General features: G+C 35.2%; 14 protein-coding genes, 1 tRNA gene and 1 other RNA gene. 5 read left to right on the plus strand and 11 right to left on the minus strand.

Features of this window, described 5'->3' with window-relative positions:
• Positions 1 to 921, plus strand: coding sequence for a PorP/SprF family type IX secretion system membrane protein (locus DKG80_RS07085; RefSeq protein WP_109830618.1), 921 nt, complete (start codon positions 1 to 3; stop codon positions 919 to 921).
• 98 nt (positions 922 to 1,019) lie between these two features.
• Positions 1,020 to 1,416, plus strand: a transfer-messenger RNA (tmRNA) gene (gene ssrA, locus DKG80_RS07090).
• 285 nt (positions 1,417 to 1,701) lie between these two features.
• On the opposite strand, the gene DKG80_RS07095 is transcribed toward ssrA, so the two are convergent.
• Positions 1,702 to 1,774, minus strand: a tRNA-Met gene (locus DKG80_RS07095).
• Positions 1,775 to 2,157: 383 nt separating this feature from the next.
• Here DKG80_RS07095 and DKG80_RS07100 point away from each other — a divergent pair.
• The 3 genes from DKG80_RS07100 to DKG80_RS07110 all read left to right on the plus strand — a co-directional run bounded on the left by DKG80_RS07100 (position 2,158) and on the right by DKG80_RS07110 (position 5,299).
• Positions 2,158 to 3,129 carry a ketopantoate reductase family protein gene (locus DKG80_RS07100; protein WP_109830619.1) on the plus strand — a complete coding sequence of 324 codons (972 nt, stop codon included), beginning with the start codon at positions 2,158 to 2,160 and terminating at the stop codon, positions 3,127 to 3,129.
• Between the two features lie 310 nt (positions 3,130 to 3,439).
• Positions 3,440 to 4,174 (plus strand): DUF6261 family protein, encoded by a 735-nt coding sequence (locus DKG80_RS07105; protein WP_109830620.1) that lies wholly within the window; start codon positions 3,440 to 3,442, stop codon positions 4,172 to 4,174.
• 225 nt (positions 4,175 to 4,399) lie between these two features.
• Positions 4,400 to 5,299 (plus strand): M43 family zinc metalloprotease, encoded by a 900-nt coding sequence (locus DKG80_RS07110; RefSeq protein WP_109830621.1) that lies wholly within the window; start codon positions 4,400 to 4,402, stop codon positions 5,297 to 5,299.
• Positions 5,300 to 5,396: 97 nt separating this feature from the next.
• On the opposite strand, the gene DKG80_RS07115 is transcribed toward DKG80_RS07110, so the two are convergent.
• The 10 genes from DKG80_RS07115 to DKG80_RS21100 form a co-directional block, all read right to left on the minus strand.
• A complete protein-coding gene (locus tag DKG80_RS07115; protein ID WP_109830622.1) occupies positions 5,397 to 6,482 on the minus strand; it encodes an NAD(P)H-dependent flavin oxidoreductase in 1,086 nt (361 codons plus the stop codon).
• Positions 6,472 to 6,840 carry a nuclear transport factor 2 family protein gene (locus DKG80_RS07120; protein WP_109830623.1) on the minus strand — a complete coding sequence of 123 codons (369 nt, stop codon included), beginning with the start codon at positions 6,838 to 6,840 and terminating at the stop codon, positions 6,472 to 6,474. Before DKG80_RS07120 ends, DKG80_RS07115 begins: the two co-directional genes overlap by 11 nt.
• Positions 6,841 to 6,851: 11 nt before the next feature.
• Positions 6,852 to 7,598 carry an SDR family NAD(P)-dependent oxidoreductase gene (locus DKG80_RS07125; RefSeq protein WP_109830624.1) on the minus strand — a complete coding sequence of 249 codons (747 nt, stop codon included), beginning with the start codon at positions 7,596 to 7,598 and terminating at the stop codon, positions 6,852 to 6,854.
• A gap of 1 nt (position 7,599) precedes the next feature.
• Complete coding sequence (locus DKG80_RS07130; protein ID WP_109830625.1) at positions 7,600 to 7,800, minus strand: tautomerase family protein; 201 nt, start codon at positions 7,798 to 7,800, stop codon at positions 7,600 to 7,602.
• A 98-nt stretch (positions 7,801 to 7,898) separates the two neighbouring features.
• Entirely contained in the window at positions 7,899 to 8,465 is a 567-nt protein-coding gene (locus tag DKG80_RS07135; RefSeq protein WP_109830626.1) for a Crp/Fnr family transcriptional regulator, read from the minus strand.
• A gap of 247 nt (positions 8,466 to 8,712) precedes the next feature.
• Positions 8,713 to 9,273: a GAF domain-containing protein gene (locus DKG80_RS07140; protein ID WP_221409066.1), complete on the minus strand. Its 561-nt coding sequence runs from the start codon at positions 9,271 to 9,273 to the stop codon at positions 8,713 to 8,715.
• 238 nt (positions 9,274 to 9,511) lie between these two features.
• Entirely contained in the window at positions 9,512 to 10,213 is a 702-nt protein-coding gene (locus tag DKG80_RS07145; RefSeq protein ID WP_162555737.1) for a porin family protein, read from the minus strand.
• Positions 10,214 to 10,517: 304 nt separating this feature from the next.
• Complete coding sequence (locus DKG80_RS07150) at positions 10,518 to 10,892, minus strand: type II toxin-antitoxin system VapC family toxin (RefSeq protein ID WP_109830628.1); 375 nt, start codon at positions 10,890 to 10,892, stop codon at positions 10,518 to 10,520.
• Positions 10,879 to 11,049 (minus strand): hypothetical protein, encoded by a 171-nt coding sequence (locus DKG80_RS21095; protein WP_162555738.1) that lies wholly within the window; start codon positions 11,047 to 11,049, stop codon positions 10,879 to 10,881. The genes DKG80_RS07150 and DKG80_RS21095 overlap by 14 nt, the downstream gene beginning before the upstream one ends.
• 479 nt (positions 11,050 to 11,528) lie before the next feature.
• The gene (locus tag DKG80_RS21100) at positions 11,529 to 11,750 is read right to left on the minus strand and encodes a hypothetical protein (RefSeq protein WP_162555739.1); all 222 of its coding nucleotides are present in this window, start codon (positions 11,748 to 11,750) and stop codon (positions 11,529 to 11,531) included.
• Positions 11,751 to 12,122 lie beyond the last annotated feature (372 nt).

Consider the following 12,122-nt stretch of genomic DNA (forward strand, 5'->3'; position numbering starts at 1 on the left):
ATGAATAAAAAAGGTGTACTGTTATTGGCAACTTCCTTGTTTCTATGCTTAGTAGCATTGGGACAAGGAAGACCAGTTTTTTCAACATATGTGTATAATGGCCTTCAAATAAACCCTGCATATGCAGGTAGTTTGAATGTATTTTCGGTGTCTTTTACCAATAGGAATCAATGGTTGAATGTTGATGGAGCTCCGATTTCGCAAAACTTAACGGCACACAATGCTTTTAGAGAAAATCAAATTGGTGTAGGTTTAAATGTATCTAGAGATGCAGTAGGTGTTCATGAACAATATAATGTCTATGGTGCGTTTGCTTATAAAATTAGAACTCGTGTTGGAATATTAGCAATGGGTTTGCAAGGAGGTTTTGATCATAGAGCTTCTGACTTTGACCAACTCAATTGGTTTGACCCTTCTGACAATTACTCAGTGTCTGTAAACAGGTATAGTCCAAATTTCGGTACTGGTTTATATTTCGCTAATAGAGATTATTTCATTGGTGCTTCAGTACCTTATATACTAACACCAAAAATTTTCGATGCAGAAGTGAAGGATATTTCATCTGAAGGACGACAATCTAGGTTTTACTATGTGAACGGAGGTTTTGTAAAAGATATTAATAGAAATGTCAAAGTAAGTCCTTCAGTCTTGATTAGACTTCAGGATAGAACACCTGCCTCATTCGACCTAAATGTTAATCTTATTTTCGCTGAAGTGATATACGGGGGACTATCTTATCGATATCAAGACTCCTTCTCTGTAATGACCCAATTAGTGCTAAATGAGAACTTCCGATTTGGGTATGCATACGATATTCCTACTAATGAATTGAGAACAGCAGGCTCACATGAATTCTTCTTGAATTATAGGATTAAATTAAAAATTCATAAGAAAGATGGATTGTGTCCAGTATACTTCTAAAAGTTTTACTGGATGATAAAAAGGCATCATATTTGATTCAAACCTTAGTTAAGTAAATTCAGTTATTTCATTAACTTCGCGCACTGTTCTTTGAAAATGGGGCCGACCGGTATTGACAGTAAGTGTCCATATTGCGCTAGCATGTCAGGTGGTGAGTACGCATCTGTGATAAATGTATTCAAACTTTAGTTGGCGAAAATTCTTACGCCATGGCTGCTTAATCCAAGCTGATAGCTTAGATTATTAATCCACGAATAAGATTCGGGACAGACACATCCCTCCACGTTTTTGATTTGCGAATAGGATAAAGGGGTGTCATTTAGTAAATCTAGCTGAGGGTGATGTTGCTAACCTAATGCGAATACTGCGCAACTGGCGAGAAAGATAGGTTGTTGTAGGCCAGTCCTCTTGCGAGATCCTAATTTACAACTAAGCATGTAGAAGGTTCAGTATTGCCTTATCTGGACGAGAGTTCGATTCTCTCCGGCTCCACTTTATTTTGTCAAAAAAGAGGCTGTTCTTTTGACGGCCTCTTTTATACATATTTTTTTCACACCTAGCTTTCTTGTTTAGATACTATTACAATCCATTAACAGAAGCTTGCAGAGGAGCAATAAACACAGAAATCTTCCTCCTCAGATTATTAAAACTTTTTGCCTGAAATCCACAATCCCGCAGAAAACAGATTGATTCATGATATCATTGAAATACTAATAGAATTGTTCGCATTCTAATACAAAAAAAGGTCAGTACGCTCGTACCGACCTTTTCACATTTTAGTAGCGGGAGCAGGACTCGAACCTGCGACCTTCGGGTTATGAGCCCGACGAGCTACCAACTGCTCCATCCCGCGATATAATTTTTACCGTAATTAAATTCAGTTCATTACTCTGTATACGATATCAGAACTTTTTCTGATTTGTCCAATTTTTTTGTATCTCTGTTTCTGAATTGGAGTGCGAAGATAGATCATTATTTAAAACACACAAGATATAGATTCATCTTTATTTCTAACAACTCCATCTTTTTTTATTGATTATTGAGACTCATTAAATCAACTTATTAATCAAAACCAATCATAAAACTTTGATTAATAAATACTTAAAAATAATTCCAAAAAAAAATTCGAACGATCGTTACAATCCATCCACTAATCGAAATTTTTTCCTATCTAATCGTCTTGTACGTATCTTAAATACATGAGATAGAAAAGTTTTTACTAAAACCACTGACGATATGAAAATAGCAGTTATTGGAACGGGAGCCATTGGAAGTTATTACGGAGTCAAACTTGGACTTGCGGGAAACGATGTCACTTTTATCTCAAGAGGTAAGACTCTATCTCAAATCCAACAATTTGGAATCAAGTTACAACTGCCGAGTGACAAATTGATTCACTTCTCTCCTATTGCTACTGATGACATGTCACGAATCAATGACTGCGAACTGATACTCATAACAACAAAGTCTTGGCAAGTTCGAAATGTAGCATCTTCTATCTCTGCTCATTTACATAAACACGCAACAATACTTCCTTTAGGAAATGGTATACATACAATGGAAGATTTAGCCTCATCTATTCCTGAAGAACAAATTCTTGGAGGTCAATGCTTAATATTCTGTCAAAAACTAAAAAATGGAGTTATCCAATGCCTCAGTGAGAAACCATTACTCACTTTTGGAGAATTCAACAAGACAATAAGTAAAAGAACAATGGATATTAAGAAAGTGTTCGATACTTCTAACATAAACTCTAAATTATCTAAAGATATAGAAGCGGATATTTGGAGAAAGTTCATGCTTGTTTGTACTAGTGCTTTAGGAGCAATCACTCATAAAGACTTTGGACATCTTAGGATTGAGCGAAACTCACGTAGAATCATGATTGAGATTTTTATGGAAATAAACAAATTAGCCAACTCAAAAGGAATCTATTTGGGCAATGACATAGTGCGTAAATCCTTATCCATTATTGATCATATACCTGAAAAAGCCTCTTCTTCTCTTTCAAGAGATATTCTCAACAAAAAACACTCGGAACTTGAATATCAAAATGGTGTAGTAGTAAGACTGGGTAAAATGCTTGGAATACCTACTCCTACTAATGAAAAAGTTTATAACATCATAAAATCTATTTCTATCCCAGAACACCAATTATTACTAAGTCCAGCGACCCAAGAATACTTATTGGAAGGACATATACCATAGTCACTTATCGCATCTAGACTAATCAGTATTCTTTTGCTTTTACCTCAAAGTATTAACCTTTGTTAATACATAACTAATCTAACAACACCACATCAAGTAAAGGAACAACTCATCTATCGAAAAAGAAACATCGCACCCTCCTAATTACTAAGTTTGATCTACCAATTGAACACCCCAGTTAGATTAAAACTAACTCTAACTTGAAATAAAAACTTAATACCGTTAATAATGAATGAAAAATAATGATTAGATTTAAGTAACAGCATGTGAGAAAAGATTAATTGAATATTTAACAATTAAACTTTTTACTATGCCAATCAGACCAATCGTAAAAACCCACTACGCTACTAATGAAGTAGAAACATTAATCAAAGGATTTTCAAATGCCTTAAGGCCATTAATTGCTATTCAGCCTTTGGTCAAAGCTTTGTTTGGAAGGTTAACCATAGCTATGGTTGCTATTCAAGAAGCTAACAGAAATTCAAATCATAACGCTAAGACAGAACTAATACTCAAAGCTGAAAAAACTCGTAATCTTGCTTTTAAAGCATTTTATGGAGTAATTGAAGCAGGTACTCTTAGACAGAATGATAAACATAGAAAAGCTTGTTTGAAAATCATGGCTTATGTTGAAAGGTTTGATCGACGGTTAGTTAAATATAATTGTGCAAAGGAGTCAGTAGAATTGAAGGAACTATTTATTGAGATGGAACAAGTTCAAAATGAAATTGAATCTGTACAATTGTCGACCTGGCTGTCAGAGTTAAAAAATGCAGAACAATATTGTATAAACCTTCAACAGGAAAAAAACTCCAAGGAAATCAAAAACAAAGTGATCATGAGTAATGAAAATGCTCGAAACAAAGGATTGAACGAGTTAATCAAAGTCTCAGAAAAGCTGAATGATCTAGAGTCTGATGGGACGCAGGGAATAGCCGATCTAAATAGTAGACTAGATTCTTTGATCGCTGATTTAGAGGTTCCGATAATTAAGAGTAGAAATAAGAAAAACGATGAAATGGAGAAAGAATTAGAAATGGCATAATATTATTATACAGATTATAATTTGAGGAAGGGGGCTTAATAAAGTCCCCTTCGCTATTTACACGGATATCATTTATCGACCCAAAGCTTTTGATAAAAAACATCTCCATTTCTATGAAATCGAAGTTTAACGATAAATAGTATTATACATTTTGTTTGATACGGCTAACACTAAAAATAAATACTAGCTTAGCCGTTAACATTCATTGAATACCTATTAAATCAAATGGAAAAGTATTTATCACTGGCTGTATTTATCTTACTGTTTTCATGTAGTAAAGATGAAGATGAAACATTTGATCCCAATGAGCCCAAACTATACACACTTCCCGTAGTCGTTCATGTGATTCACTCTGGTCAAGCCATAGGCGATAGTATTAACATATCAGAGGATAGAATCAAAGAACAGATAGAATCCCTAAACAATGATTTTAGAAGAAAAACAGGAACACTTGGAGAAAACAATTCTGCACTAAGTGATGATTCCTATATTCAGTTTAAACTGGCAGAATCAGATCCTGATGGAAATCCTACCACTGGTATCACTCGCATTAACTTTCTAAAAAACAAACCTAATAATACCGATGATATTCAAGCTAATTGGCTCTATAAGTTAGGGTATTGGGATCCAGAAAATTACATTAACATATGGGTGTATGGAGGTTTCCGGCCGAAAGAAAACCTAGGCTACGCTACATTACCTACAGCAGATCTGGATGGATTGAGAGAAGAGATACAAGTAAATAGTGATGGGATCATGATAAACACTCACCACTTTGGTAAATCTACCATCGATACGGAAGCAAATTTAGGCAGGACACTTACCCACGAAATGGGACACTTCCTTGGACTACTTCACATCTGGGGTAAAGAAGAAAGTGAGCACTGCATGGATTTTGATGATTTTGTTGAAGATACTTCTCCGGTTACTGGGCCAATATTTGAATGTGATGAAATACCTCTATCCTGTATCGGAGAACCTGCTCCTGTTAAAAACTACATGAATTTATTGAAAGATGAGTGCATGAATACATTTACCCAAGGACAAATAAAACGTATGAGGTTTGTACTGGAGAACTCTCCAAGAAGGAAAAATTTGATGCACTCTAATACTATCAGTAGATAAAGTTGAAAGACTGTCCAACGAAGTATCTTTTAGTAGCCAAGCATCTTCAATAAATTGATTAAGCTTGAATAGAACATCAATTACTAATCCCTAACTCTTATGCACCTTTTTTCTTGAGTGCTAATAATTCAATCTCTTGAATGAGACTTTCAAATAATGATTCTGTAGAACGTTTAGTTAAAATAGCTGATGGTTCACCTGCCCAAAAAGCTAATTTTTCACCCCATCCATTTTCCTTATATTTTTTCATTAGTGGGCTTAACAATTTACTTTGAAGTGGATAAGGAGCATGGATTAGTTTTTCTAAACTATCAATGCTGAAGGAGTTAGTAATTGTTCTAGCCAATCTACCAGTAAATATTTTTGATAACTCTGTACTATAAGAGTTCTTTGATAGCAATAGTTCTTTATGCTCCAATGTAGCACCGGATTCATGTGTTGCCAAAAAAGCAGTACCTAGTTGAACAGCTCCAGCCCCCATTTCTAGATATTTCCACGCAATCTCACCATTAGAAATTCCACCAGCAGCTATGATGGGTTTATCAAGTTTTGCAAGAATAAGTTTCAACAGGTCCTCAGTAGATTGTAACGAATTTTCTGCTGCATTTAAGAAGGAAGGTCTATGCCCTCCAGCTTCCTTTCCTGTAGCGATCATTATATCTACTTCGGTATCATTTAAAAGAAGAGCTTCTTCTATAGTAGTAGCAGCGGCAATGATAGTTGTCCCATTCTTTTTTAATTCTTTTATAGCTTCTAATGGAGGGATACCAAATATAAAGCTTACTACTGGTGGTCTTAACTTCAGAACAGCTTCAAGTTGATCTTCAAAGTTTAATTCGTTTTTAGGCATAGCTGCTGGAATAGAAAGATCAACTTCCCTAAAAATCGGATCATAAGTATCTTTCCATGCATTGTAATCCTGTTCTTTAAAACGATGAACAGGATCACTCTTAAGTGGCACCCAAAGGTTAAGGTTATATGGTTTTGAAGTTGCTTTTTTAATAGCAGAGCCTATTTCTAAGATTTGCTCATGCGAAAAGGAGTTTAAACCAAATGACCCTAACCCTCCTAAATTAGATACCGTGGAGAGCAATTTGACGGAAGAAAAACTTCCGCCAAATGGTCCTTGAATTATTGGGTACTTAATATTTAATAACTGTGTAGCCTTAGTCTTATTCCACATGAGTAAAAACCTTATTTACAATTTTCCATTCACCCTCAATTACTACTAATGACAAGAAATCATAGTAGTTGAAACCTAACATTGGAAGGTGAACTTTGGCTAGTGCTGTATTCCCCAATATTTCTACTGAAATGATTTCCATCTTGTCTATCTCGTTTAGCTCTTTAGGACTTTTCCTATTCTGAACACCTTCGAGATAATCATCCAGAGATTTAATGTACTCATTTCCTTTTATATCTCCATAGAGGAAGGTATTGGGGTGAAAACTAGACTTAAGTTTTCCAATATTTCCAGTATAGACACCTTCAAAGTAATTGTCAATCACTTTCGTGATTTTATCCATCTTTATGTTATACATATCTCTTCAGTTTAAATTTTATGACCTATTGTATGACCTCCAGCTACGTTTAAAGTCTCTCCTGTGACAAACTTTGAACTAGCCAAGTAATATGCGGCTTCTGCTACTTCATGAGGTTCTCCTATACGATCCAAAAGATGAAGACCAGCTAGACTATCTGCATCTTCAACTCCCATTTTCCCTTGTAATGGACTTCTAATAATACCTGGAGCGATAGTATTTACTCTAATATTATTTTGACCAAATTCAGCTGCCAATTGCCTAGTAAGTGTATGAATAGCTCCCTTACTAGTCAATGGGGCAGAAGAAGGAAACCCTGCTATGGCATGATCTACTAGTACTGTTCCTATGTTAATAATAGCTCCTCCTTCCTCTTGGCCAAGCATTTTCTTAATGACTGCTTGCGAAGTAAAATACGTTCCTTTTAGATTGATGTCTAAAAAACGATCTAAATCTAATTCTGTCACATCCAAAAAGGGTTTGGGTTGAAAAACTCCTGCATTATTTACTAAGACGTCAATACTTCCATATTTACTGACTATAGTCTCTACTAACTTTTGACCCACTTCTTTATCAGAAATATCTCCTGCGACAAGGTGGACGTTTATTGGAGCTCCCATCTCATCATAGGCTTCCTCAAGCTTAGATTGAGAGCTAGAGTTCAGTACTAAGTTTAGTCCTTTTTCTAAGAAATATTTGGCAATAGACTTGCCAATTCCGGTAGAGGCACCTGTTATAATCGCTGTCTTGTTTTCCATTTCAACTTTGACTTTTAATATCAGAATACATTTGAGCATTAACCCCCCAGTTATCTATAGACACTTCATCGATGACAACATGGGTAGTTTCAGGATTCTTATTGAGAATGTCAACCATCAATTGGGTGGTTCCTTCAATTAGCTTCCTTTTTTGATCTTTGGTCACATTTTCATCAGTGACCTTAATATTGATATAAGGCATAACTTTATGTTTTTTATATATGACAAAGTTGATGACCGAAAGTAGAACCTCACAGGAGGCAAATCACGAATTGAAAGTGAGGTACCTCACTCTGGAATTTAGTCTTGAAATCGACTAAGTGTCTCTCTAGAGACACCTAGATAAGAAGCAATTAGTTTTTTGGATACTCGTTGAAAAAGTTGAGGGTACTGCTCAAAAAGTTCATCATACCTCTCTTGAGCAGTATTTTTCAGAAGGGATAAGATCCTATTTTGAAGTGCTATGTAACCTGCTTTGGTTTTTTTACTCCAAAAACGTTCCATTTTATGCATCTCTTTTGAAAGCTTTTCACGATTTTCATGGGTGATATAAAGTAGCTCACAATCTTCTAAACAATCCACCGAAATCTTTGCTTTCTCAATATTAGTAAATGCATCATAATCCGTCACCCACCAATTTTCCATAGCAAACTGTAGAATATGTTCTTTGCCATTATCATCAAAAAAGTAAGCTTTTAAACACCCTTTTATGACCCAAAACTCCTTGTCGATCTTTTCCCCCTCTTGTACCACGAATTGATACTTCCTCTTTTTTACCGTCGAAAAGTGCGTAAGTACATATTCAAATTCCTCATCAGTGAGAGGAACTATTTCGTCTATATGTATTTTTAATGGATGAGTATTCATTTGCTGATCACTAACATGTGAGGAGTACCTGTATAGTATATATGTAATGCTGATAGGGCGACTGATACAATCCAAACTCAAAAGTTTGATTGTCACTTAACCTCATCAAAGGTAATACGAATAAGAAAGAAGATTCCTTTTAAAGCCTCGCTTGATCATATTCAATAAAATCATAATCACTCCTCTCTTTGACAATTATTGGTTCTCTATTGCGCTCGTAAACATAAAATGATTAAAAAGACACTTTTTAACCCTTGAATTGTCTCTCTAAATGATCTACTTCAAACTGGTCTTTCATGATTTGTTCGAGATACACTTGGTCGGTATTATCAAATGATTCTTTCACAGAACTATCTACATCAAACACCGCAATCAGTTTGTTTTCCTTGTCAAATACTGGCACGACAATCTCCGAATGAGAGTTTGGGTCACAAGTGATGTGCTCTTCTCCTTCTACTAACTGATGTACGTCCTTTACGATTTTTGTTTGTTTGTCAGCTGCTACAGCACCGCAAACGCCTTTACCTATTTCTATATGTATGCATCCTAACGTACCTTGATATGGCCCTACGGTGAGCCTCTCATCGTTTAAGCAGTAGAAACCAATCCAATAGGCATAAGGAATATGAGATTTCAAAATACAATTGATGGTTGCCATTTTCACAATCATATTATTTTCTCCATCCAGCACCGCATTGATTTCAGCTATTGACTGTTTGTAGGCTGCTTCTTTTTCTTCATTGTTTAGGTTTCTAGATGGATTGATGAAGGAAGGCATGCCTTGCTCTGGATCTATATTATGGCTCATATGTTGTATTTAGTAGCTAGTTATATTGAATGTCACTTACACGTAGGAACTGGTAATACAGTTTCTCTAGCGTGGAAAATCGTGACGTAGCTAAACTAAATGATCCGATTTTTATAGACAAAGTGAGATTCATTGAGTTTAGGTTCGTGATGGTTTCCTAATTACCTCACATGGCAAAACAGCTAATCTAGTACTAACCCTGAAAATCAAGATACGCCAGCCCTTACTCTGAACATACTTACCTAGCCCTTAGAGGACCTGTTCTTCTTTCAGGACTTGGTCTGCTCACAGGCATCTTTTGCTTGGTTTTACCTGATAATCTATAGACCAAGGTAAGTTTAATGAGGTTTGGTCTCCACCCATACTGACTACTACTAATATTTGTACTCGTAGTAGTTCGTTCTGAACTAGTGAAGGGATAGGTTCTCGTCTCAATCTCTGTTGTGGATGTTTCCCTAACTTCTAACTCAGTTTTAGTAATAAAAGGAAGTACAGCAGCACCAAGTACAAGGTTCTTATTGACCAAATAATTGAAACCAAATTTAAATTCGACTCCATAATCTTTTTTAACAATAGCGGAGTCTAAGTTTTTACTTAAAGATTGGGTCTGTTTATCTACATCGTAACTAAAACCTGCACCAAATCTAAACTCAAAATTGGGAGCCAATTCGTGTCTACCTTCTAAGCCCAGATTGAATCCTAAGTTTGAATTAGTATTTTCCAGTTCTGTATCTTCATCTAATTCTTTTTGTGAATACATATTTACCCCTAACTCAGTCACTACTTGTCTGTTTCCAAACCTATATAGAATCCCTAATTTGTCAGGTGATTGAAAGGAAATACCGAATTCCTGTATGGGCTGAACAATTCTGATGGAATCTTGAGCAATTAGAGATAGGTTCATTAAGATTATGGAGGCTAAGGTAAAAAGCTTTTTCATGGTTATTCGAATCTAATGTCTCTGTATAAGGTGTTCCTCTACAGTTTTTAAAGGCGCGAAAGTAACGGATACGACCTTCACAGCCAACCTTGTTCTCTGCTTATTTAATATCTTAAGAAGTTTGACTTCAAACCAATAGATAGAATAACCTTAGAACCCCATTTTCTCAGTATTCTATCAACAAGATAGTGCTATACAGGTCACGTCGGGAGACACTAAGACCTCATTGATAATTTCAAGTGTGTTACTTTTAATCAATAAATTATACAATCAAAGGATGAGCAGCATATGTGTTATCATCTTTCTATTCTGTAGAGTAGATTACCACATCTAGTTCTTCAATTTTGCCAAATGCCTTATCAGCAGTGAGTAGAGGTAACTTACTATAATATGAGGATGCAGCTACGATAGCGTCTGGCAATTTAAGTTTACGAGATTTTCGAAATTCAACAGCTAGTTTCTTAACACCAGAATTAATATTTAGAACTTGACAATCTCCTATGAGCTCTTCGATGGTTTTAGTTTCTTGAACAGTTATGTTTGGTACTGCAAGAAGTTCAAGTTCTGTAATTACAGAAATAACCAATTGTTTACCATCTAATATCTGAGTGATTTCAGGATCTCCATTGAGCAAATAAATTAGAATATTCGTGTCAACGAATAGTTTATTTCCAATCATCTCTTGTTTCTGATTGGTATTTTATTGGATCGATTTTGTTTACCAGTACACCACTATACTTGGATGCAGTGATACCTATAGTTTCCTTTGAAACAACTTCATTTAGCTTTTTAAGCTGCTCGTGAATTGGTGTTCCTTTTTTAATTACCGTTACCATGCTTCAAATATACGAACTTCAAACTTTTACTGTTGACAGAAAGATTGAATAACCGTAGAACTACATTTTCTCGGTATTCTACCATCAATATAGTGCTATATAGGCTTGTCGGGAGACACTAAGAACCCGTTATTTTAAGTGTAAGTGCAACGGCACTTAAAATTGAAGATGATGTTCTAGTGTCTCCTGACACGGCCTTTCTAATGCTATCTCTAAACTAAAGTGTTAATAAATGAGATATTAAGCTTATTCGACCTTTCAAGAACATTGTTTAAAAAACTATAGCAGCAAGGATAGTTGATGTACCTGAGCATTAATTTGCTCAAGTGTAAAAAATTATGTCAATCGACAAGAGGTTTTGGATATAGAGATGCTTTTATAAGCAGGCCGTGTCGGGAGACACTAGGGTTGCATTTTTAAGTTTGAAGTCACCCTTCGGAAGACTTCAAACAACAGAGGTTGCGAGTTCAAATTAGTTTCTACGATTTTATTTTTTGACTTAAGTATCCTACTAATTCTATAAGTTGTTTTCCTGACAGATTTGTTCCCCAGCTAACTCTTCCTAATGTTCTTTCCGTGACATACAGTAGATTACCTACTTTGAGTTTACTAGCCCAACTAACTTCTTTAATATCTGAAAAAAATACTGTGTCATTGACCCATGGTCTTAGTCTACTTTTTATTACAAGCCTATCAGACATTACCATAAAATAATGATCCCCACCGCTTAATAGTAAATACACAAAGAAATTTAAAATAGAAAAGGCTAAAATTGAATTTAATAACCCTAGATCTGAAAGTTGAAAAATATAGTTTATCAAAAAATTGCATCCCAAAAGCATAATAATTTCTATCAGTAAACTCGCGAAGGACGGTGTAAACTTCTTCATGCTTTTTATTTATTGGTTTCAGCTTGCTCATTATACATTCTTTTCACATCAGAGATTCAATTCACAGAATTAACTTGCAAGAAAAATACTTTTCAATTCGTCAAACTGTGCTTTACTAATATTTGTACCCCAACTTTTAGTGTCTCCGTCTTCATATTCAATTCGTATAAAATTTCCATCTTT

Origin of the sequence: Reichenbachiella versicolor, assembly GCF_003171675.1 — a bacterium.
Lineage (GTDB): Bacteria > Bacteroidota > Bacteroidia > Cytophagales > Cyclobacteriaceae > Reichenbachiella > Reichenbachiella versicolor.